The sequence below is a fragment of the Streptomyces sp. NBC_01750 genome (genome assembly GCF_035918095.1).
Classification (GTDB): domain Bacteria; phylum Actinomycetota; class Actinomycetes; order Streptomycetales; family Streptomycetaceae; genus Streptomyces.
In genome coordinates, this window is the sequence record NZ_CP109137.1 from 7,599,955 (window position 1) to 7,622,126 (window position 22,172).

20 protein-coding genes and 1 tRNA gene are annotated in these 22,172 nt (G+C 70.5%); 15 read left to right on the top strand and 6 right to left on the bottom strand.

Annotated features, from left to right (window positions below):
- Position 1: 1 nt before the first annotated feature.
- The 5 genes from OG966_RS34315 (at position 2) to OG966_RS34335 (ending at position 4,369) form a co-directional block, all read left to right on the top strand.
- Positions 2-1,276: a molybdopterin-dependent oxidoreductase gene (locus tag OG966_RS34315; RefSeq protein ID WP_326655493.1), complete on the top strand. Its 1,275-nt coding sequence runs from the start codon at positions 2-4 to the stop codon at positions 1,274-1,276.
- Positions 1,273-1,758, top strand: a complete 486-nt coding sequence (locus tag OG966_RS34320; protein ID WP_326653946.1) for a hypothetical protein — start codon at positions 1,273-1,275, stop codon at positions 1,756-1,758. Before OG966_RS34315 ends, OG966_RS34320 begins: the two co-directional genes overlap by 4 nt.
- 355 nt (positions 1,759-2,113) lie before the next feature.
- Positions 2,114-3,337 (top strand): cytochrome P450, encoded by a 1,224-nt coding sequence (locus OG966_RS34325; protein WP_326653947.1) that lies wholly within the window; start codon positions 2,114-2,116, stop codon positions 3,335-3,337.
- Positions 3,334-3,606 carry a hypothetical protein gene (locus OG966_RS41000; protein WP_406730491.1) on the top strand — a complete coding sequence of 91 codons (273 nt, stop codon included), beginning with the start codon at positions 3,334-3,336 and terminating at the stop codon, positions 3,604-3,606. The genes OG966_RS34325 and OG966_RS41000 overlap by 4 nt, the downstream gene beginning before the upstream one ends.
- Before the next feature lie 10 nt (positions 3,607-3,616).
- Entirely contained in the window at positions 3,617-4,369 is a 753-nt protein-coding gene (locus OG966_RS34335; protein WP_326653949.1) for a cobalt-precorrin-6A reductase, read from the top strand.
- Positions 4,370-4,427: 58 nt separating this feature from the next.
- Here OG966_RS34335 and cobF read toward each other — a convergent pair whose 3' ends face one another.
- The gene (gene cobF, locus OG966_RS34340) at positions 4,428-5,183 is read right to left on the bottom strand and encodes a precorrin-6A synthase (deacetylating) (RefSeq protein WP_326653950.1); all 756 of its coding nucleotides are present in this window, start codon (positions 5,181-5,183) and stop codon (positions 4,428-4,430) included.
- Positions 5,184-5,255: 72 nt separating this feature from the next.
- Between cobF and OG966_RS34345 the strand changes: the two genes are divergently transcribed.
- Genes OG966_RS34345 through OG966_RS34355 form a run of 3 tightly spaced genes read left to right on the top strand, consistent with a single transcriptional unit; the run spans position 5,256 to position 8,046 of the window.
- Positions 5,256-5,981 (top strand): (Fe-S)-binding protein, encoded by a 726-nt coding sequence (locus tag OG966_RS34345; RefSeq protein WP_326653951.1) that lies wholly within the window; start codon positions 5,256-5,258, stop codon positions 5,979-5,981.
- The gene (locus OG966_RS34350; RefSeq protein WP_326653952.1) at positions 5,978-7,396 is read left to right on the top strand and encodes a LutB/LldF family L-lactate oxidation iron-sulfur protein; all 1,419 of its coding nucleotides are present in this window, start codon (positions 5,978-5,980) and stop codon (positions 7,394-7,396) included. The genes OG966_RS34345 and OG966_RS34350 overlap by 4 nt, the downstream gene beginning before the upstream one ends.
- Positions 7,393-8,046: a LutC/YkgG family protein gene (locus OG966_RS34355; RefSeq protein ID WP_326653953.1), complete on the top strand. Its 654-nt coding sequence runs from the start codon at positions 7,393-7,395 to the stop codon at positions 8,044-8,046. The genes OG966_RS34350 and OG966_RS34355 overlap by 4 nt, the downstream gene beginning before the upstream one ends.
- Here the strand turns inward: OG966_RS34355 and OG966_RS34360 are convergent.
- Positions 8,035-8,508, bottom strand: a complete 474-nt coding sequence (locus tag OG966_RS34360) for a DUF309 domain-containing protein (RefSeq protein WP_326653954.1) — start codon at positions 8,506-8,508, stop codon at positions 8,035-8,037. The two genes, OG966_RS34355 and OG966_RS34360, sit on opposite strands and share 12 nt — an antisense overlap.
- Positions 8,509-8,606: 98 nt before the next feature.
- Between OG966_RS34360 and OG966_RS34365 the strand changes: the two genes are divergently transcribed.
- The 3 genes from OG966_RS34365 to OG966_RS34375 all read left to right on the top strand — a co-directional run bounded on the left by OG966_RS34365 (position 8,607) and on the right by OG966_RS34375 (position 12,171).
- Complete coding sequence (locus OG966_RS34365) at positions 8,607-9,116, top strand: winged helix-turn-helix transcriptional regulator (RefSeq protein ID WP_326653955.1); 510 nt, start codon at positions 8,607-8,609, stop codon at positions 9,114-9,116.
- Positions 9,094-9,167: transfer RNA gene (locus OG966_RS34370), tRNA-Pro, on the top strand. The genes OG966_RS34365 and OG966_RS34370 overlap by 23 nt, the downstream gene beginning before the upstream one ends.
- 328 nt (positions 9,168-9,495) lie before the next feature.
- Positions 9,496-12,171: an FG-GAP-like repeat-containing protein gene (locus OG966_RS34375; protein ID WP_326653956.1), complete on the top strand. Its 2,676-nt coding sequence runs from the start codon at positions 9,496-9,498 to the stop codon at positions 12,169-12,171.
- Positions 12,172-12,263: 92 nt separating this feature from the next.
- Here OG966_RS34375 and OG966_RS34380 read toward each other — a convergent pair whose 3' ends face one another.
- Both OG966_RS34380 and OG966_RS34385 read right to left on the bottom strand, forming a co-directional pair.
- Positions 12,264-13,028 carry a hypothetical protein gene (locus OG966_RS34380; RefSeq protein WP_326653957.1) on the bottom strand — a complete coding sequence of 255 codons (765 nt, stop codon included), beginning with the start codon at positions 13,026-13,028 and terminating at the stop codon, positions 12,264-12,266.
- Complete coding sequence (locus OG966_RS34385; protein ID WP_326655494.1) at positions 13,025-13,651, bottom strand: RNA polymerase sigma factor; 627 nt, start codon at positions 13,649-13,651, stop codon at positions 13,025-13,027. Before OG966_RS34385 ends, OG966_RS34380 begins: the two co-directional genes overlap by 4 nt.
- A gap of 358 nt (positions 13,652-14,009) precedes the next feature.
- Between OG966_RS34385 and OG966_RS34390 the strand changes: the two genes are divergently transcribed.
- Positions 14,010-14,726, top strand: a complete 717-nt coding sequence (locus OG966_RS34390; RefSeq protein WP_326653958.1) for a TetR/AcrR family transcriptional regulator — start codon at positions 14,010-14,012, stop codon at positions 14,724-14,726.
- A 328-nt stretch (positions 14,727-15,054) separates the two neighbouring features.
- On the opposite strand, the gene OG966_RS34400 is transcribed toward OG966_RS34390, so the two are convergent.
- Positions 15,055-16,584, bottom strand: coding sequence for an amino acid permease (locus OG966_RS34400; protein ID WP_326653960.1), 1,530 nt, complete (start codon positions 16,582-16,584; stop codon positions 15,055-15,057).
- Between the two features lie 140 nt (positions 16,585-16,724).
- A complete protein-coding gene (locus tag OG966_RS34405; RefSeq protein ID WP_326653961.1) occupies positions 16,725-17,720 on the bottom strand; it encodes a hypothetical protein in 996 nt (331 codons plus the stop codon).
- A 276-nt stretch (positions 17,721-17,996) separates the two neighbouring features.
- Between OG966_RS34405 and OG966_RS34410 the strand changes: the two genes are divergently transcribed.
- The 3 genes from OG966_RS34410 (at position 17,997) to OG966_RS34420 (ending at position 22,124) form a co-directional block, all read left to right on the top strand.
- The gene (locus OG966_RS34410; RefSeq protein WP_326653962.1) at positions 17,997-19,442 is read left to right on the top strand and encodes an FGGY family carbohydrate kinase; all 1,446 of its coding nucleotides are present in this window, start codon (positions 17,997-17,999) and stop codon (positions 19,440-19,442) included.
- A 61-nt stretch (positions 19,443-19,503) separates the two neighbouring features.
- Positions 19,504-20,901, top strand: a complete 1,398-nt coding sequence (locus OG966_RS34415) for an FAD-dependent oxidoreductase (RefSeq protein WP_326653963.1) — start codon at positions 19,504-19,506, stop codon at positions 20,899-20,901.
- Positions 20,898-22,124 (top strand): NAD(P)/FAD-dependent oxidoreductase, encoded by a 1,227-nt coding sequence (locus OG966_RS34420; protein ID WP_326653964.1) that lies wholly within the window; start codon positions 20,898-20,900, stop codon positions 22,122-22,124. The genes OG966_RS34415 and OG966_RS34420 overlap by 4 nt, the downstream gene beginning before the upstream one ends.
- Positions 22,125-22,172: the final 48 nt, after the last annotated feature.

Here is a 22,172-nt window from a genome sequence, read left to right on the forward strand (position 1 = left end):
GCTGCGGGAAGGCCCGCCGACCGGTCCGTCACGGCCGGGCTTTTGGCGCAGTCCTCTGCGGGGGCCGTGGCTGACCTCTGTTTTCGGCGCGGTTCTGCTCGTCGGCATCCCGGTGTTGTTCGTGACCGGGCTGCTCTCCTACGCCGCCTACAACCCGGATCTTGCGGGCAATGACCAGACCCCCGACAGGGGGTGGCTGGGCTTCTGTCTGTTCGCCTGGCCGACCGATCCGTACTGGCTCTACCGCCTCAACCAGGGCGTCCATGTCACGCTCGGCATCGTCCTGATCCCAGTGCTCCTGGCGAAGCTGTGGTCGGTGATCCCCCGACTGTTCGCCTGGCCTCCTGTGAGCTCGGTCAGCCAGGCGCTCGAACGCCTGTCGCTGCTCCTGCTCGTGGGCGGGGTGTTGTTCGAGTTCGCCACGGGTGTGCTCAATATCCAGCTGGACTACATCTTCCCCGGCTCCTTCTACGTTCTGCACTTCTACGGGGCCTGGGTGTTCATCGGCGCCTTCGTCGTGCATATCGCCTTCCGCGTGCCCCTGGTGATCCGGACACTGCGCAGCCGCGCCCTCCGCAATGAGCTGCGCATGCCCGGCCGCACGAACGCAGCACCAGGGGACGAAACCGGTCTCGTGAGCCCCAACCAGACCCCGCCGACAATCTCGCGGCGGGGTGCTCTGGGCATGGTGGGCGCGGGCTCCCTGGTACTGCTCGCAGTGACGGCCGGGCAGAGCATCGGCGGCTCCCTCAGATCCACCGCCCTGCTTGCCCCGCACGGCCAGGAGCCCGGGCCCGGTCCGAACGGTTTCCAGATCAACAAGACCGCGGCAGGCGTGGGAATTCGTGCCCGCGACATCGGCCCCGGGTGGCGCCTGGTCGTACGGGGCGGGGGCCGCGAACGGATCTTCACCCGCGAACAGGTGCTGGCGTTGCCGCAACACGGCGCGGCGCTGCCCATCGCCTGCGTGGAAGGGTGGTCCACCGACGACCAGGAGTGGAGCGGGGTGCGGCTGGCCGACCTGGCCGCACTTGTCGGCTTCGCGGACCGAGTGCCGGGTGTGTTCGTCGAATCCGCCCAGCGCAGCGGGGCCTTCCGCTCGGCCATGCTGCGCGACAACCAGGTCCGCGATGTGCGCTCGCTGCTGGCCCTGCGGGTCAATGGAGCCGACCTGTCGCCGGATCACGGGTATCCGGCGCGCGTCATCGTCCCGGCCAACCCGGGTGTCCACAACACCAAATGGGTCACCCGGCTGACCTTCGGGGAGAGCGCATGAGCGGTTTCCGGGCGCGCTACGGAGCCTCCCCCCTGCACCTGCTGCTGGTGCTCTGCTCCTTCGCTCTGACCGCCTACGCGGGAATCCGGCTGCTGGCCGGAGACCAACCCTGGATGGTCGTGGTGTGGTTCGTCGGAGCGGCTCTCCTGCACGATCTGGTCCTGCTGCCCCTCTACACGGTCACCGACCGCGCCGCCCAGACCGTACTGGGCCGCCGTCGGGAACCGGCGGTTGAGGGCAACCCGCCGATGCGGGGATGGATCAACTACGTCCGGGTGCCGGTCTTCCTCTCCGGCATCCTGCTGCTGACCTACTTTCCCCTGATCCTGGGACAGGTGGACAACTTCACCGCTTACACCGGCCTCCCCGATGACGTGTTCCTCGGCCGCTGGCTACTGATCACCGCCGTACTGTTCGGCCTCTCCGCTCTCCTGCTGCTGGCCCGCATGTGGTCCGCCCGCCCGGTCCCGCCGCCCCCCTAGCCCGGCGCGCCGAGGAGCTTGTGCGACAGGTGGGGGCGGGCCCCAGGGCGGTAGCCCCTCAACCGCAGGGTCGGAAGGGGCCGTGGAGCTCGCCGAGCCGGTCGGTCAGTCGCAAGTTCTCGGAGTGGTCGATGCGGCAGCCGATCACGGACGACTTCGTCGCCCGGCCGGCTCGGCGACCAACTACCGTGTCTGCTTCGGCAGTTCATGCGCGCCGCGGACGATGCCACAGACCGGCAGTGCCCCTTCCCGATGCGGCGGGGCTCCGGCACCATGGCCGGACGTGCCCTGGCCGGACATCCGGACGACCGGTGCGCCCAGTGCAGGAACCTTCCTTCCGACCCGGAGGCGCCGCGTGGCGAGCAAAGATCACGCCAGGCTCGACGAGCTGCAACGCGATCCCTATCCGCTCTACGCGCGGGCGCGCCGGGCCGAGGGCCTGACCTTCGTTCCCGAGCTGGATGCCTGGCTCGTCGCGCGGGACACGGACGTACGGGAAGTGCTGCGCCGGCCCGAGGAGTTCTCGTCGGTGCGCGCGCTGCTCCCCGATGTCATGCCCTCGCCCGCCGCGCTGGAGGTCCTGGCCAAGGGCTACGGGAAGCGCCCCACCGTCGTCTCCACCGACGGCCCCGCCCATCAGCGCCACCGGGCTCCGCTCAACAGCGGCCTGTCCGCCGTCCGGATCGCCGCGCTGGTGCCGTACGCCGCCGAGCGCGCCGAGGCACTGGTCGACGGCTTCGCGCAGGACGGCGGAGTCGAACTGATGGAGGCGTACGCCCGACAGCTGCCCGGCCAGGTGATCGGGCGGCTCATCGGGCTCGACCCGGCGGACGTGCCGGCCGCGGTGCACGGCGGCTACCGCGCCGAAGAACTGCTGTTCCGGCCGCTGGACCCGGACGAGCAGGTCCGGGCCGCCGAGGATGTCGTCGCGCTGCAGCAGCTCCTCGACACCTATGTAAGGGACCGGCGGATGAGCCCGCGCGACGACCTCTGCTCGGCGATGGTCGCCGCGCTCGCGCCCGGAAGCGGCGATCTCACCCTCGACCAGCGCCACGAGCTGGTGTCGAACCTCCAGAACTTCCTGATCGCCGGACATCTCACGACCACCGCGCTCATCGGTACGACGCTGCTTCATCTGCTGAGCGACCGACGGCAGTGGGAACTGGTCTGCGCCGACCGGGAGTTGATACCGGCAGCCGTGGAGGAGGCCGCGCGGTTCGACAGTCCGGTCCAGGGCTTCAGGCGGACCACCACCCGGGCTGTGACGATCGCCGGCACCGAACTCCCCGCCGGGGAAACGGTGTTCGTGGCGTACGGATCGGCCAACCGCGACGAGGAACGTTACGAGCGGCCCGAGGTCTTCGACATGACCCGGCCCCTTTCCCGGCAGCATGTCGCCTTCGGCCACGGGGCCCACGGCTGCCCCGGCTCCCAGCTCGCCCGTGAGCAGCTCCGGCTGACCATTGGGCTGTTCGCCCGCAGGCTGCCCGGCCTGCGGGTCGAGGAGGACAGGCTGCCGGTCGCGATGCGGCCCACCCTGATCCATCGCTCGCCCGAAGCACTCCATCTGACCTGGTGAACCGATCCGTCTCGGACGATCCGTCTCGGACGGTGCGTGTCGGCCGGCAGCGTGTCGGCACCCTGCGAGCGCCCCTGATCCCACCGGGCCGATGCCGGGCGGCCTCACCGCTGTACGCACTGACGGCGGCGGCCGGACTCGGGCTGCCGCAGCACTCCGCCCAGGAGCATCACGAGCTGCCGAAAACGCTCCTGACCCGCGACGAAGGGGCGGTACGCGCGGTCGTGACCCGTCACCTCGCGCACGTACGCGATCTGTGGGCGAAGTAGCCTCGACGCCATGCCCGGCACGTACATCCTGATCCTCGGCGGCACGGCCGAAGCCCGGCAGCTCGCCGCCGAGCTGACCGGGCGCGGTGGCCTCCGTGTCACCACCTCGCTCGCCGGTCGGGTGGCGCAGCCCCGGATGCCCGCCGGAGAGGTACGCATCGGCGGTTTCGGTGGGCCGGAAGGTCTCGCAGACTGGCTGCGCGAGCACCGCGTCCATGCCGTCGTCGATGCCACGCACCCGTTTGCCGCCGTCATCAGCGCCAACGCCGCGCAGGCCGCGGCAGCCGTCGGCATCCCGCTCTGCATGCTGCGGCGGCCCGGCTGGAGCGCCGGCCCCGGGGACTTCTGGCATTCGGCCCTCTCGCTCGCCGACGCCGCCGCGCAGCTGCCCGCGCTGGGCCGGCGCGTCTTCCTCACCACCGGTCGCCTCGGCCTCGCCGCCTTCGCAGGCCTCGACCAGCTGCGATTTCTCGTGCGGTCGGTGGAGCCGCCCGAGCCGCCGCTGCCCCGCCACACCCGGGTTCTCCTGGACCGCGGACCGTTCACCGTCGAGGGCGAGCGGGAGCTGCTCCGTACGCAGGGAATCGATGTCCTGGTGACGAAGGACAGCGGCGGACCCGCCACCTCCGCCAAGCTCGTCGCCGCGCGTGAGCTCGGCGTGCCCGTGGTGGTGGTCCGGCGTCCGTCCGCGCCGCCCGAGGTGCCCTTCGCGCCGGACGTGGCGGGCGTACTCGAGTTCCTCGCACAGCTCGGACAGCTCTGACGGCTCGAGCTGCTCGGACGGCTCGGACAGCTCTGACGGCTCGAGCTGCTCGGACCGCTCAGCCGCGCCGCAGCAGATAGGTGTCCATGATCCAGCCCTTCCGGGCGCGCGCCTCGGCCCTCAGTTCCTCGATCCGGCCGGAGACCTCCGCCAGCCGCCCCGACACCAGGATCTCGTCCTCGGTGCCCACATAGGCGCCCCAGTAGATGAAGAGGTCCTGGTCGAGATGGCGGGTGAAGGCCTGCCGGGCGTCGAGCATCACGACCACATCGTCGACGCCGTCCGGCCAGCCTTCGGCGAGCCTCCTGCCTGTGGTGATCTGCACAGGACGCGCGACCCGGTTGAGACCGGTACGGTGTCTGGCCAGCAGCGCCGAGACACTGCTGATGCCCGGAACCACCTCATGGTCGAAGGCGACCGCGCCGCGTTCGAGGATCTCCTCCAGGATGCCGAGGGTGGAGTCGTACAGCGCCGGATCGCCCCAGACGAGGAAGGCCCCGCACTCGTCCTCGCCCAGCTCCTCGGCGATGAACCGCTCATAGAGGTCGGCCCGGCGGTGGCGCCAGTCGTCGACCGCGGGGGAGTAGTCCGATGTTTTCCGGTCCCGCTCCGGATCCCGCGCCTCGACCAGACGGTACGAAGGATCCTCGATGTGCGCGTCCAGAATGTCGCGCCGCAGTCGCGTCAGATCCGACTTCTCCTCGCCCTTGTCGAGGATGAAGAACGCATCCGCCTTGTTCAGCGCCTTGACTGCCTGCAGCGTCAGATGGTCGGGGTCACCCGCGCCGATGCCGATCACATAGATCTTTCTCACCCTGTCGAGTCTGCCGTACCCGGCTGTTCGTGGGAGCTACCGGGTCCGTCAGAAGCGGCATATCCTCCGACCATGCGTGTCGCACTCTTCGTCACCTGCGTCAATGACGCGTTGTACCCGGCCACGGGCATCGCGACGGTGAGACTCCTGGAGCGGCTGGGCGTAGAGGTGGACTTCCCGGCCGCGCAGACCTGCTGCGGACAGCCGCAGTTCAACACCGGCTACCGGCGCGAGACCGAGCCCCTGGTACGCCGGACGACGCGGGCCTTCGAGGGGTACGAGTACGTCGTGACGCCGTCGGGATCGTGCGTGGCCATGGTGCGTGACCACTACCCCAAGTTCGGTGAGACCTCGCTCCCCTCCCGTACGTACGAACTCACCGAGTTTCTTGTCGACGTCCTCGGCGTCACCGACGTCGGCGCCTACTTCCCGCACACCGTCACCTACCACCCCTCCTGTCACGGTCTGCGGATGCTCGGCCTCGGCGACCGGCCGCGAAAGCTCCTCGACGCGGTGAAGGGCCTTGAGCTGCGCGAACTGCCCGGCGCCGAGGAGTGCTGCGGTTTCGGCGGCACCTTCGCCGTCAAGAATGCCGAGGTCTCCGCCGCCATGGGGCGGGACAAGGTCCGCAATGCGGTCTCCACCGGAGCGGATGTGCTGTGCGGAGCCGACAACTCCTGCCTGATGCACATCGACGGCATCCTGCGCCGCCAGGCTGTGCCCACGCAGGGTGTGCCGCTGCGAGCCCTGCACATCGCGGACATCCTCGCCAGTACCGAAGAGGAGCCCTACGTATGAGCGCTACGTATCTAGGGATGCCGTCCTTCCCCGAGGCGGCCGGGGAGGCCCTGCACAATGTGACGCTGCGCGCCAATCTGCGGCACGCCACCCACACCATCCGCGACAAGCGGGCCCGTGCGGTGGCGGAACTCGCCGACTGGGCCGAGCTGCGGGAGGCCGGAAAGCAGATCAAGAACCGGACACTCCGGCATCTCGACCGCTATCTGGAGCAGTTGGAGACGGCGGTCACCGAGGCCGGAGGCACCGTGCACTGGGCCGCCGACGCGGAGGAGGCCAACCGGATCGTCGCCGATCTGGTGAAGGCGACCGGAGAGCGCGAGGTCGTCAAGGTCAAGTCGATGGCCACACAGGAGATCGGGCTCAACGAAGCCCTGGAGGCCGAAGGCATCTCGGCCTACGAGACCGACCTCGCCGAACTCATCGTGCAGCTCGGCGACGACCGGCCCTCGCACATCCTGGTGCCGGCCATCCACCGCAACCGTGGCGAGATCCGCGACATCTTCGCGGAGAAGATGGCGAACTGGGGACGGCCCGCCCCCGACGGCCTCTCCGACAGCCCCGCCGAACTCGCCGAGGCCGCACGCCTGCACCTCCGCGAGAAGTTCCTGCGGGCGAAGGTCGGTATCTCCGGTGCCAACTTCATGGTCGCCGAGACCGGCACGCTCGTGGTCTTCGAGTCCGAGGGCAACGGCCGGATGTGCCTGACCCTCCCCGAAACGCTGATCTCGGTCGTCGGCATCGAGAAGGTGGTGCCGAGCTGGCGCGATCTGGAAGTCTTCCTGCAGACGCTGCCGCGCTCATCGACCGCCGAGCGCATGAACCCGTACACCTCCATGTGGACAGGCACCGCTGATACCGACGGACCGCAGACCTTCCATCTGGTCCTCCTCGACAACGGCCGCACCGACGCACTCGCCGACGAGGTCGGCCGGCAGGCGCTGCGCTGCATCCGCTGTTCCGCCTGCCTCAATGTCTGCCCGGTGTACGAGCGGGCCGGCGGGCATGCGTACGGCTCGGTCTACCCCGGCCCGATCGGCGCCATCCTCAGCCCCCAACTGCGCGGCATCCAGAGCGAGATCGACGCCTCGCTGCCGTACGCGTCCACCCTCTGCGGGGCCTGCTACGAGGTGTGCCCGGTCGCCATCGACATTCCCGAAGTCCTCGTCCACCTCCGCGAGAAGGTCGCCGACCAGGGAGGCAAGGGCCACCGCTTGGAGAAGGCCGCGATCAAGGCCGCCGGCTGGGTCCTCGACCATCCCGCCGCGCTCGCCGCCGGGGAACGCGCCGCGTCCAGGACCCGCAAGCTGCACCCGAAGAGACTGCCGGGCGCAGGTGCCTGGACCGCCGCCCGCGAACTGCCCGAACTGCCCGCCGAATCCTTCCGTGACTGGTGGAAGAAGAACCGCACATGAGCGCCGGACCCTACTCCCGTACGAGCTCCCGCGACCGCATCCTCGCCCGAGTGCGCAGCGCGGTCGCCGACGCGCCCGAGGCCCCCGAGCCGGCCCGCGACTACCTCACCACCCACACTCCCGACGACCCGGCCGCGGTCCTCGACCTCCTCCACGAGAACCTCGCGGACTACCGGGCCATCGTCCACCGGACCACCCCGGACGAAATGCCGTGGCTGCTCATGCGGCTGCTCGCGGAGCGGGGCTCAGCGACCGTGCTCGTACCGCCCGGACTCCCGCCCGAGTGGCTTTCCGCCGCCGACGCGACCCGGATCCACGACCGTTCGGTCTCCACCGCACAGGAACTCGACGCCGTCGACAGTGTCGTCACAGGATGCGCGCTCGCCATCGCCGAGACCGGCACGATCGTGCTGGACGCCGGCCCCGGACAGGGCCGTCGGCGCATCACGCTCATCCCCGACCATCACATCTGTGTCGTACGCGTCCCGGACCAGGTCGTCGCGTCCGTACCGCAGGCGATGTCCCGCCTCGACCCGACCCGCCCGCTGACCTGGATCTCGGGACCCTCGGCGACCAGCGACATCGAACTCGACCGGGTCGAGGGCGTCCACGGCCCGCGCACCCTTGAAGTGGTCCTGCTACAGGGCTGAGGTCAGCCGGGGTGCCTCGGCGCCCGCGTCCACCGGTCCTTGGACGCGGGCCGCGAGTTCACGCGCCCAGGCGGTCAGCCCGGTCACATCGATGTCGTACGGGTCGCGGTAGCCGGCGATCCGGTCCGCGCCTCTGAGCAGCAGCCGCGCGCCGCCCGCCGTATTGCCGCGGGCGGCATGGGTGAGCCCCACCGCCAGCTGCGCGAGTCCTCGCCACAGCTCACGCTCGGCCTCGGGACCGGACTTCCAGGCGTCCTCGAAGACCTCGTGCGCGTGGAAGGGCATGCCCGCGTCGAGCAGCCGCTGCGCCTCCGTCAGTGTCTGACCGGGTGTACGCACCACACCCTCGGGCTGCCGCTCCACCCCCGGTGTTCCGTAGGGGAGTGGGCGTCCCAGTCCATCGCGAGGACGGGCGTTGCGTGCGCGCCCTTCGGGGTCGCGGTCCCTCGGTGCGTTGTCCACACCTCGATTGTCCACCGTGGTCCGTCGGATCGATTGTCCACCGTGGTCCGTCGGACGCCTGCCGTCGGGCGTCCGACGTCTGCCGGGCGCCGGGCGCGATGCCGGAGGCAGTGTGTGGCAACCCAGTGGGTGTGAAGGCGTGCACCAGAGAGGACGGCACGCTTCCCGCGCTGCCGCCGGACTCGCGCGGCAGGCCGTGTGCGATCGCGGCATCGCTGCAGGTCGTCGCTGAGAAGTGGGCGCTGCCGGCCATCAGGGAGATCGGCTTCGGCAATCGCCGGTGCGCCGCGATCGCCCGCAACGTCGGCGCTCCCCGCGATGTTCTCGCCGTGCGCCTGCGTCATCCGGAGTCCGCCGGCGTCCTCGTCCGGCTGCCGTACAGCGAGCACCCTCCGCGCTTCGGCCGGTCGAGCCGCCGGTTGTCGAGTGGCCCGCCGAACCCTGGCCCCCCGAGGAGCGGGGGTGGGGCCCTCACTGGCGTGGCCTGTGCGGGCCGCATGACCGCAGGCGGGACGTCGGGGGGCCCTGCGGAGTGGGGTAATGTTCTCTTGCGTGCTCGGCCGGAAATCCGGAAGAAACGCACACCGGGACGTGGCGCAGCTTGGTAGCGCACTTGACTGGGGGTCAAGGGGTCGCAGGTTCAAATCCTGTCGTCCCGACTTTTCGAAGTCGCAGGTCAGAGGCCGCATCGAAGAGATTCGATGCGGCCTCTGACCGTTTTGCGGACCAGTGGCGGGCCGTGTTCCCGCCCGCTCGGTGGCGAAGGCGAAGGCGAACTGGCGGCCGGCGCCGGACTTCTCGCGCCTGACGCCCTGACACCAGTAATGCGTGATCCACATCACATTCAACCGCTGACCCGTGATGTTTCGTCAGCTCGGTGCGCTGGGTAGCTCAGGCCGCCCATGTGACGGGTGCGCCGCAAGTGAACTTTCTGGAGAGGTGGGGCACTTGAGCCCGCGTACGTCGCATGCGTACAGACCATTGAGCATGAAGCGCCGAGCCTGGCTGACCGTCGGCGCCGTCGTGCTGGGCGGGGCGGGGGTGGTCACGATCGCCGTGGCCAACCCGTCCGACCCGCCCAAGAAGCCGCATCAGCAGGAGCGTGCGGCGAAACTCCGTACGCTCCAGCTGGACAAGGGTGGAGTCACCGAGCGGGAGCTGCCGGCCACCGGCACCGATCCGTTCTCCCTCGTCGGCATCGGCTGGGACAGTGCCACGGTCGAGGTCAAAGGCACGGCACAGGTCCGTACGCGCAATGCCGAGACCGGCAAGTGGTCCGGCTGGCAGGCGCTCGAACTGGACGCACACCGACCGGACGGGGCCGAGGCCACGGCACACGGAGCGTCCGAGCCGCTGTGGGTCGGACCGTCCACAGGGGTGCAGGTACGCGTCGACTCGGGCAAGGCGCTGCCCAAGAACCTGAAGCTGCACATGGTCGACCCCGGTGTGAGCGGTACCGAGGCCAAGAACCCCGCCGCCACGGTCATGGACAACGCCGCGTTCGCCGTGGACGAGACTCCGTCGGCATCCCCGGGCGATCCGGTCACCCCGACGGCTCCCGCGTCGCCGACGGACACCGCGGCTCCCACAGACTCGGCCACGCCGACGAGTTCTCCGACCGACACGGCCGAACCGACCGCGACTCCCACAGTGACGCCGAGCCCGACGCCCACCAAGCCGACCGCACCGCCGTCGACGGTGAAGCAGCCGCCGATCATCGGCCGCGCCCAGTGGGGTGCCGACGAGGCGATGGTCGACGACCCCGCCGAGTACATCGACAAGGTGCAGGCGGTCTTCATCCACCACACCGTCGGCACGAACAACTACAGCTGCGCCGAGTCGGCCGCCCTGGTACGGGGCATCATGACCTACCACGTCAAGACCGAGGGCTGGAACGACCTCGGCTACAACTTCCTGGTCGACAAGTGCGGCCAGATCTTCGAGGGCCGGGCCGGCGGCGTCGACCTGCCGGTCAAGGGTGCGCACACCTACGGATTCAACAGCTACTCCACCGGCATCGCTCTGCTCGGTGACTTCGAGGGCGATACGGCCACCGCAAAGCCTGCCGGAAAGCCGACCACGGCCGCTCTGCAGTCGGCCGCCCGTCTCGCCGCCTGGAAGCTCGGCCAGTACGGCGGCAACCCGAAGGCCACGGTCACGCTCACGGCCCAGGGCAACACCGGCAAGTGGACCGAGGGCCAGCAGGCCACGATGAATGTGATCTCCGGCCACCGCGATGCCTTCGCGACCGCGTGCCCGGGCAAGAACCTGTACGCCAAGCTCTCGTCGATCCGTGACTTCGCTGTGAGCGCGGGCCGCAACTCCGCGATCCCCACCTCCGACTTCGACCGGAACGGCATCACGGACCTGGCTGTCGGCCTGCCGAAGATCGCTGCCACCGGTGGCACGGTGAGTGTCCTGCCCGGCGGCACGAACGGGCCGGTCGCCACGGCCCGACGCACCCTCACCCAGGCCTCACCCGGCGTCCCCGGCGAGAACGAGACCAGCGACAACTTCGGTTCCTCGTCGGCGTACGGCGACGTCAACGGTGACGGCTACGCCGACCTCGCCATCGGCGCGCTCGGTGAGGACGACGACTCCGGCCATGGAGACACCGGTTCGGTCACAGTCATGTACGGTCCGGGGCTCGACACCGGCAAGCAGTACATGACCTCTCCCGCGTACCGGCTGATCAGCGAGAAGCTCGGCTCCGCCGTCACCGTGGGCGACTTCAACGCGGACGGCAGGGCCGACGTTCTGACCGTCGCTCCGGGCAAGCCCGGCCGCTGGTGGGTGTTCGAGGACAAGTCCGAGTACGCCACGAAGGCCGGCTTCCTCGGCACCTCCGCGTACACCGCTGCGACGAGCCTCTCCTCCGCCGTGACCGGTGACTTCAACAGGGACGGCTATGCCGATGTGGCGATCAGTTTCCGCGATCCGGGCGGTATCGCACGCCTGCTCTGGCTGAAGGGCTCCTCCACCGGTCTGCAGCGGGTCGGCATCCTGGACGCCAAGGGCGGCCGCTCCCTCGCCGCCGGTGACCTCAACGGCGACGGCTATGCCGATCTCGCCGTGGGCCAGCCCGTCGCCGCCGAGTCCGGTCACACCGCCAAGGGCGGAGCGGTCACCGCGGTGTTCGGCTCGGCGACCGGGCTGACCTCGACCGGCAGGCTGACATTCAGCCAGGACACCACCGGCGTCCCGGACACCGGCGAGACCGGCGACGACATGGGTGCGTCGATCTCCATCGGCGACGTCAACCTCGACGGATACGGCGACATCCTCACCGGACTTCCGGGCGAGGACATCACCCGCGGCGGAGTCGCCCGGACCAATGCGGGCCAGGTGATCCTGCTCCGCGGTTCGGCCACGGGACCGACGGCCACGGGCTCGGTCGCGTATCACCAGGACACCGCCGGTGTGCCGGGTGACACCGAGACCAACGACCGTCTCGGTTCATCCGTTTCACTGACTGACCTGTCCGGCTACACGCGGGCGGATCTGGCCATCGGCGCGGACGGCGAGGACGCGAACGACGGCGCGGTCCTTCAGATCGACAACAGCGGTACGTCCGGCGTGATCCCCTCGTCGGGCGTCTACTACGGCGTCACGGTTCTCGGCGCGCCGACAGGCGCACGCGTCGGCCTGGTACTGACGCCGTAGCCCGACGGCCGCTCATGGACTGCGGCCGGGGTCCCACGGAGAAGGGGATCCCGGCCGCGCGCACACGGGCACAGGGTGCCTGCGTCAGTTCGTCAGTTCGCCCGGGTCCAGGGCGGCCTCTGCCCGGGAGCGCCACCTTGCTCCGGTCCCTTCGGCTGCCCGGCAGGCACGGGCGGGTCCTTCTTCTCGTCCGGGGACGGAGTTGTGCGGGGTGGCCGCTTGAGAGGCTGCTCGCTCAACAGCCGCGCGCAGTACGCGGCAACGGCGCCGGGACCGCCGGCGGCGTTTTCGAGACGCTGCCGCGCAGTACTGTCCAGCGCCCGGCCCGGTCCCTGCTTCGACCCGTACACACGGCATTGAGCCAGTTGGTCCTGCGCGGTGGGTGGACGCTCGCCGGGAGGGCGCGCGGCCGGTCCGGCCGCCGACGGCACGGGGCCGGAGGGGCGCACCCGGCCCGGGCTCTCCATGTCCTGGGGCGAGGAAGCGCCCGGCCTCGGTCCAGGCTTCTCAAGCGTATCGCCGAACGGCGTGGGGATCGCGCCGGCCGCCATCGCCACCCCGCCCAGCGCCAGCCCGGCCACGAGAGTGCCGAGTCCCACCTTGATCCAGCGGGTGCCGATCCGCGGCGCCACGGGCCGCCAGTCGTCCATGCGCCGGGTGGGCGCTGTCGGCCCACCTTCGTCGCGCGCCGTCCGGAAGGCGGCGACGGCTCGCTCCTCGGCCTCCGGTGCGGCGGGTGCCGGGCGGGCGGCAGCAGCGAGCAGCTCATCCAGCGCCTGCGCCTGCGTCTGCGTCGGAGTTGGCGTCGGCGGCTCGTCCCCGGAGTCCATGGCACCTCTGGATCGGTTTTCGGTCATGTCGCATCTCCCAGCGCACGGGAGTCCGAATCTGTCACACGGTTTCGTTCGCGCGTCGCCAGGTGTTTCCCCAGCCGCCTCAGCCCGCGGTGCGTGGCGGACCGTACCGCGCCGGGCCGCTTGCCCAGCACCCGCGCGGCCGCCGCCCCGTCAAGTCCGATGACGGTCTGGAGGAGCACCGCTTCCGCCTGCTGTCGGGGCAGGGTCGCGATCAGCGCGAGGGCATGCTCCGTCGAGATGGTTTCGAAGGCCTCTCCGGCTGTGTCCTGCGCGGCCGGCAGCTCCCGCAGATCCTGTTCGAGAAGCGTGCCGCGCGGCCTGCTCTTCAGCCGTCGCAGATGGTCGATGGCCCGGTTGCGCGCGATGCTCGCCGTCCACGCACGGAAACCGGCACCGTCCCCTCGGAACCGCCCCAGGTCACGCGCGATCTCGAGCCAGGCATCGGACGCAACGTCCTCGGCATCGTCCCTCACCAGGCCACGCAGATAGCCGAGCAGAGGAGGGTGTACGAGTCTGTAGGCAGCGGCGAAAGCACCTTCGTCCCCCTCCTGTGCTCGCGCGACATATTCACCGAGATCCGCGTCGTACGTCTCCGCACGGCGGCCGCTCCCCACCTTGCCCACTCGTTCCTCTTCGTCGCGCCGCACGGCAGACCCTTGCCGATGTCCCCCACAGATGACAGCGCCTGGACCTGCGGAAATGTCACAGCCGTTCGAAGACTTCCCGCGGGCCCGGCGGAACCACGGGCCGCGGACCGGCCGGTCGGGCCGTGATCGTTTCGGTCCCGCTCTCGCCGCTGCGCCCCAAGGCCGCCGCGACCGGGTGAGGCGCCTGCGGCGGTCGGGTCTCTATGCCTGCTCCGCCGCTGTCTTCAGCTGCCGGAGCCAGGCCTCGAGCGACTCGTTGTCAGGCGTCATCGCGTTAGTTATGCACCGTAACAGACGCTAGGATGATTTGCGTCATCGAGGGAAGGACGTGGCTGTGGCGCCGACCACGCAGGGCCCCCGGGCTCGTTACCGGGAGCAGACCCGTGCGGAGATCAAGGAAGCCGCGCTGCGACAGCTGGCCGAAGGCGGCCTGGCGGCCATCGCTCTGACCCGTATCGCCAAGGAAATGGGCATGTCGGGGCCCGCTCTCTACCGCTACTTCGCCAACCGTGACGACCTGCTGAGCGCGCTGATCCGGGATGCGTACGACGACCTCGCCGCGGCCATCGGTGTCGCCGCGGAGGCCTGCGCCGACGCCTTGCCGCGCGTACGGCTGCACGCGCTGGCCGCCGCGTTCCGGGCCTGGGGCGTCGAGCAGCCGCACCGCTATCTGCTGATCGCCGGGCCGCCCCTGCCCGGCTACAGCGCACCGGCCGACACGGTGACGCGGGCGCGGGCGGCGCTCGGTCCGTTCCTGAGTGTCTTCGTCGCGGGGGAGCCGTCGGGACCGGCGGTTGAGCTCGTCGAGCAGATGACCGCCTGGGCGGAGCGGGAGCCCGCCGTGGCGTCGTGGGCGGAGCAGTACACAGAGGTGCCGGTGTCAGCCGGCGGTGTGGGCCGGGCGCTGGCGGGAGCCGTGCTCGCCTGGTCCCAGATGCATGGCGCGGTCAGCCTCGAAGTGGCCGGTCAGTTCACCGGCATGGGGCACGATCCGGGGACTCTGCTCGACGCCCAGGTCGACGCACTCGCGGACGCGTTCCGGCTGGACTGACGGGCGACGGCCGGCACGGCGGCCGATGTGTCGCTCGACTGGCTCGGTCGTGCCAACTGCCACGGCAGCGGCGCCGGGTGGACCACGGGCGCATCGTTCACCCAGCGCTGGGGGTCATTGAGCGGGACTGCCACAGCCTGTTCGGGGAGGACGGAAGCCGGCGGCATCGAGGTGGAGGCGCGTGGCTTCGGCTCGTGCGACAACGTGGGCAGCCTGCGCGACCTCAAGGTCACCGGGAAGCCTGCCGGCAAGTGGCACCACGCCGTCAGGGCCCCTCTTCGGACGGGCCCTGACGGCGTGGCAGTCGAGCGTGGTGCCGAGTGACGCGTCAGACGATGTTCTCCGCGATCTCCGCCTGCTCACGGGCGGATCCGTACGCGGACGGCGTGCCGTACGAGCGGCGTGCCACGAACCACCCCACGGTGGCCAGCACCAGCACAGCGACCAGCGCGATCGAGGCGTAGTTCATCGTGTCGACGGTGACCGGGTTGGACTGCGGCAGGCAGAACAGCACCGTCACACACGCCACCCACACCACGGCTACCCAGCCGACCGGCTTGCTCCAGCGGCCCAGGCTCCACGGGCCCGGTTCGAAACGGTCTCCGGCGCGCAGCTTCAGATAGATCGGGATCGCGTACGCCGGCGTGATGCCGATGACGTTGATCGCCGTCACCGCGCCGTACGCGGTCGTGGAGTACAGGGACGGCAGGGCCAGCAGGCAGGCGAAGACGACCGACAGCCATACCGCGGGGACCGGGGTCTGGCTACGGCTGCTGACCTTCCGCCACAGCGCGGAACCGGGCAGCGCGTTGTCGCGGCTGAACGCGAACACCATGCGGCTGGCCGCTGCCACCTCGGCGTTGCCGCAGAACAGCTGCGCCACGATCACGACGAGCAGCAGGGCCGTCGCGCCTCCGGTGCCGAGCGCGTCGAGCAGGATCTGGGCCGGGGGTACGCCGGTGGCGCTCGTCAGGGTGCCCTCGTAGTCCTGGATGGCGAAGGTGAGACCGGCCAGCAGGGCGAAACCGGCGATCCAGGAGACCCAGATGGATCGCACGATGCCGCGGGCGGCGGAGACGGACGCGTTGGAGGTCTCCTCCGAAAGGTGCGCGGAGGCGTCGTAGCCGGAGAAGGTGTACTGCGCCAACAGCAGACCGATCGCGGCCACATAGATGGGACTGTTCCAGCCGGTGCCGTTGACGAACTCGGTGAAGACGAATTCGGGCGACTGGTGGTCGGAAGGCACGATGGCCAGTGCGCCGACGATCAGGGCGACGCCGCCTAGGTGCCACCACACGCTGACCGAGTTGAGCAGGCTGACCAGCCGCACCCCGAACAGGTTCAGGACGGCGTGGAGCAGCAGAATGCACATGAAAATGATCATGGTGGAGCCGGGTGTGGGGTGGAATCCCCACTGTAGATTCAGAAACGCGCCGGTGAACAGGGCGCAGCCGTAGTCGATACCGGCGATCGCACCCAGCAGGCCGAGGAGATTCAGCCAGCCGGTGTACCAGCCCCACTTGCGGCCGCCGAGCCGGTCGGCCATGTAGTACAGCGCGCCCGACGTGGGGTACGCGCTGGTCACCTCGGCGAGCGCCATGCCGACGCACAGGACGAACAGGCCGACGCCCGCCCAGCCCCAGAGCATCACCGCGGGGCCGCCGGTGTTCAGCCCGAAGCCGTACAGGGTCATGCAGCCGGACAGGATCGAGATGACGGAGAAACTGATGGCGAAATTGCCGAAGCCACCCATACGGCGCGCGAGAACCGGCTGATAACCGAGCTCCCGCAGGCGTTCCTCCTCGTCCTTGGGGGGAGTCCGGTCCGGACTCGACCACTTCGGCGGGGATATGGACATCGAAGAACCTCCGGGGAAAGGGTGATGCACTGAGCGGACAGGGGCAGGGGCAGGGCGAGGTGCGGGGTACGGGGTACGGGTGCCCGTCTCTCGTACGCGTGCCGGGAGGACGGTGGATCAGCCGTGCGGCCGGTGCGCGGTCAGGGGCCCGCGCCGCGCGCGGCGGCGAGACAACGGCCGCGGGCGCGCAGGAATACTTCTTCCGCCAGGCCCGCGTCAGCGGGGGTGTGAGTGCGGTAGGCCCACGGCAGGGTGGTGTAGTACGGGCCCAGAGCCTCGAAGACCGGTGCGGCGTCGAGGAATTGGAGCGCGCCCCACAGGGCGTGGGACAGGTAGTTGAGATCGAGCAGCGAACGCCAGGCCGGGCGCACCTGGTTGAACCAGCTGTGCAGGGCGCGCTGGGCGTCCCGGGCCGCGTCCTCCGTCACCCAGTGGAGATCCAGCGCCTTCTCCTGACCCTGCTCCCGGCGGTAGCGCTCCACGCGTACATAGAGCGGGAGCGCGTGCAGCGGTGAACCGGATGGTGCGGAAGACGCCGCCCACTGAACGAAGTTGACTGCCTCGGACAGCTGCCCGCCGGACCTGCGTGCGTAGACGAACTGCAGCATCCGGTGGTACGCCTCGCGGTTGAACGGATCGCGTTTGTCGGCCTCCGCCAGCAGACCCCACGGGCCCGGGAACAGCATCGGACCCGGCGGTGCCGTACGGTGCTCCTCCATCAGCTGCTTCTCGTCCAGCTGGGCCAGCGCCAGCAGACAGACCCACGGCACCGGATCCTCCGGAGCCTGGTGAGCGGCGATCCGGCAGGCCTCCCAGGCCTCGTGCCACAGCTCCTGAGTGCGCCGGTGGCCCTCACGGTGGGCGCGCAGTGCCCGCTCCACCACGACCCGGCAGTGCATCACGGTCGCCGCGAGCGAGCGGGGCTCCTCCGTGCGCCAGGCCTGCACCGCGTCGGAACCGGCGGCCACCGCAGCGAGCACCTGGGTCCGCTGGGTCCACAGCGCCCAGTCGGAGGTGGCGGTCAGCAGGTTCCGCATCGACATCCACCGGCCGGTGCGTAAGTCCTGCATGACGGTGCGCAGTTCACTGTCGTGACCCGCCGGGTGGTACACCGGGCGTAACTCGTCGTCGGACATCAGCCCGCTACAGGTCTCGTCATGGTGGTCATAAGCCCTCTGGTGACGGTGAGCAGTTGAGGCGGTTCTTTGCGGTGATCTTACTCAACCATGGGGTGGCGGCAAGCAGTTGATGATGTATCAGGAACCGGTTGAGGATTGGACATGTCGGGGGGTCGCAGGTCCGCCGGGGGACACTTGACTGCGGGCCCGGACCTGCTCCACGCTTTCCGTAAGCGATCAAGGTTTCTCTGCGTTTCTTCTGCCGGATTCCTTCTACCGAAGAGGGGTGGCCCGATGACAGGCCCAGTGCTGGCCGTCGACCAGGGCACGTCGGGCACGAAGGCACTGGTCATCTGCCCCGAGCGCGGTGTCATCGGCACCGGCTCCGCGCCGGTGAACCCCCGCTACCAGAGCGGCGGGCGCGTGGAAGTCGACCCCGCCTCGCTGCTCTCCTCGGTCGTCGAGGCCGGACGCCAGGCCCTCTCCCGCGCCGGAGAGCCGGTCGCTGCTGTCGGCCTCGCCAACCAGGGCGAGACCGTCCTGGCCTGGGATCCGGACACGGGCGAACCGCTGACCGAGGCGATCGTCTGGCAGGACCGGCGGGCCGAGCCGATCTGTGCGGAACTCGCCCCGCACGCCGAAGAATTGGCGCAGCTGACCGGACTGCCGCTCGACCCGTACTTCGCCGCACCCAAAATGGCCTGGGTGCGCCGCGAGCTCACCCGTGAAGGCGTCGTCACCACCAGCGACGCCTGGCTGATCCACCGGCTGACCGGCGCCTTCGTCACAGATGCGGCGACCGCAGGACGCACCCAGCTCCTCGACCTCGACCGTGTCGCCTGGTCGCCGCGGGCACTCGACATCCACGGCCTGACCGGCGAACGGATGCCGGAGATCGTCGACTCGGACGGCCCCGTCGGCATCACCGAAGCCTTCGGCACCAAAATCCCGCTCACCGGACTCCTGGTCGACCAGCAGGCCGCGCTGCTCGCCCAGAGCGTCACCGAACCGGGCACCGCCAAGTGCACCTACGGCACCGGTGCGTTCCTCCTCGCCCAGACCGGGTCCCGCCCGCGCCGTACCAGCAACGGCCTGGTCAGCTGTGTCGCCTGGCGGCTCGGTGGACGCACCAGCTACTGCCTGGACGGACAGGTCTATACGGCCGCCTCCGCCGTCCGCTGGCTGACCGAGCTCGGAGTGATCTCCGGGGCCGCGGACCTGGACCCCGTCGGCTCGGCCGTGCCGGACAGTGGCGGAGTCACCTTCGTCCCGGCCCTCGCCGGCCTCGCGGCCCCCTGGTGGCGCGGCGATCTGCGCGGCTCGCTGACCGGCCTCGGACTGGACACCGGCCCCGGACATCTGGTGCGTGCGCTGTGCGAAGGCATCGCCGCTCAGGTCGTCGGGCTCACCGACGCGGTCGCCGCGGACCTCGGGACGCCTCTCACGGGTCTGCGCGTCGACGGAGGCCTGACCCGCTCGGCCCTGCTGATGCAGACACAGGCCGATCTGCTTCAACTGCCCGTCGAGGTATCGGCGTTGCCCGATGTGACCGCACTCGGGGTCGGAGCGGTGGCGCGGCTGGGCCTGGAACCGGGCCTGACCGTCGAGCAGGCGGTACCCGCCTGGAAACCGTCCGCCGTCTATGAGCCGGGAATCAGCGCGGCACAGGCGGCCGAGCGCCTCGCGGCCTTCCGCGCGGAGGTGGCCGCGCTGCTGGACCGTACGCCGACTGCCCCATGAATCCCGCCTGTTCCATGAAGCCGCGCCGGGGCCCGTACGCACGACCAGGACCAGGAGCGCCATGACCGTCACGACCGCCGGGCCGCTGCCGGACGCCATGCACGACGTGATCGTGGTCGGCGCCGGCGTGGTCGGCTCGGCCATCGCCCGCGAACTCGCCCGCCACCGGCTCTGTGCCGCCTTCGTGGACGCCTGTGACGACGTCGGCAACGGCACGTCGAAAGCGAACACGGCGATCCTGCACACCGGATTCGACGCCGTCCCCGGCTCGTTGGAGTCCCGGCTCGTACGCGAGGGACAGCGGCGGCTCGCCACGTACGCCGCGGAAACAGGCATCCCCGTCGAACCGCTCGGTGCGCTCCTCGTCGCCTGGGACCAGGAGCAGCTCGCCGCGCTCCCCGCCCTCGCCGCCAAGGCGGAGCGCAACGGCTACCACGACGCACGGCTCATCGGCCCGGACGAGGTACGCGCACGCGAGCCGCACCTCGGGCCGGGGGCGCTCGGCGCGCTCGACGTCCCGGGCGAGAGCATCATCTGTCCCTGGACCACCACACTCGCGTACGCCACCCAAGCCGTCCGCGGCGGCGTCGACCTGCATCTGAACTGCCGGGTGGAGAGCGTGACCAGTGGCGGCAGCCACCATGAACTCGCAACCGACCGCGGCCTGTTGCGCACCCGCTACCTCGTCAACGCGGCCGGACTGTACGCCGACGAACTGGACCGGGAGCTCGGCCACACCGACTTCACCGTCACTCCGCGCCGGGGTCAGCTCATCGTCTTCGACAAGCTTGCCCGGGAGCTGGTCCGCCACATCCTGCTGCCGGTGCCGACCGCGCTCGGCAAAGGCGTACTGGTGGCGCCCACCGTGTACGGCAATGTGATGCTCGGCCCGACGGCCGAGGACCTCAGCGACAAGGAAGCCACCGGATCGACCGCAGAAGGACTCGACTTCCTGAGGGAGAAGGGCCGACGGATCGTGCCGGAGCTGCTCGATGAGGAGATCACTGCCGTCTACGCGGGCCTGCGCGCCGCCACCGAGCACGACGACTACCGGATCCGGGCCCACGCGCGGCAGCGGTACATAGCCGTCGGCGGCATCCGCTCCACGGGACTGACCGCCTCGATGGCCATCGCCGCCCACGTCACCGACCTGCTCGGAGACGTCGGCCTCGACCTCGGGGACGCGGGTGAACCGGAGCCCGTACGTATGCCGAACCTCGGGGAGGCGTTCCCGCGCCCGTACCGGAGTGCCGATCTCATCGCCGCGGATCCCGAGTACGGCACGCTCGTCTGCCACTGCGAACACGTCTCCCGCGGAGAGATCCGCGACGCGCTGGCCAGTACGGTCCCGCCGGGCTCGCTCGACGGACTCCGGCGCCGTACGCGCGCACGCGGCGGTCGCTGCCAGGGCTTCTACTGCGGGTCCGCGGTGCGCGAGCTCTTCGAGGCACGCCGATGAGCCGGCCCGCGCGTACCGTCGACGTCCTCGTCGTCGGCGCGGGACCGGCCGGTCTCGCGGCAGCCGCCCGGCTCGGCCGGGCGGGAGCGGGCGCCGTCGAGATCGTCGAGCGCGAGCAACAGGCCGGCGGCATCCCGCGCCACTGCGGCCACGGCGGCTTCGGGCCGCGCGAACAGCGCCGTGCGATGAGCGGTCCGCAGTACGCCCGCCAGCTCGTCGACAACGCCGTACGTGCCGGAGCGGACCTGCGCACCGGCGTCACCGTCACCGGCTGGTCCGGCCCGCGCACCCTGGACACCACAAGCCCGGCAGGGCTGGAACGGATCACCGCGCGTGCCGTCGTGCTCGCCACCGGCGCACGCGAACGGCCGCGCAGCGCCCGGCTGGTGCCCGGCACCCGGCCGGCGGGTGTGCTCACCACGGGCGAACTGCAGCAGGCGGTCCACCTCCACGGCCGGCGGGTCGGCAGCCGCGCGATCGTCGTGGGAGCGGAGCCGATCGCCTTCTCCGCGGTACGCACTCTGTGGGCCGCCGGAGTCGAGGTCCTCGCCATGGTGACCGACCAGGAGCGCCGGCCACCGCGCCCGCTGCTGGAGCGCCGTGTCCCGCTGCTCACCGGCGCCACCGTGACCGAACTGACCGGCCGCGGCAGACTGACGGGAGTGGGACTGCGGCACCGGGACGGCAGAAGCACCACCGTCGGCTGCGACACGGTCGTGTTCACCGGCGACTGGATCCCCGACCATGAACTGGCCAGACGCGGCGGGATCCCGCTCGACCCCGGCACCCGCGGCCCCGCCGTCGACACCGCGTTCCGCACCGCCGGGGCAGGCGTCTTCGCCGCCGGCAACCTGCTGCACGGAGTCGAGTCGGCCGGCACCGCGTCCGAGGAGGGCCGGTACGTCGCGGACCGGGTGCTGCGGCACCTGAGCGGGGACGCGTGGCCGGACGGCGGGCTGCGGGTCCAGGTTGCCGGACCGTTGCAGTGGGTGGCGCCGAACCGCATCGCCCCGGACGGCCCCCGTCCGCTGCGGGGCCGCTTCCTCCTGCGCATCCGCGAGCCCCTCGCCCGGCCTGTCCTCGTCGTCAGCCAGGACGGCCGGGTGCTCCGCCGGCAGCGTCTGCTGCGTACCGCACTGCCCGGCGGCGGACTCCACCTCCGCGCCGACTGGATCGGGAGTGCTGATCCGGGCGGCGGCCCGGTGGAGATCACCGCCTACTGAGGCCGTGGGACCGGCCGCGGTGAACGCTCGGGCCGGAGAAGCCGTAAT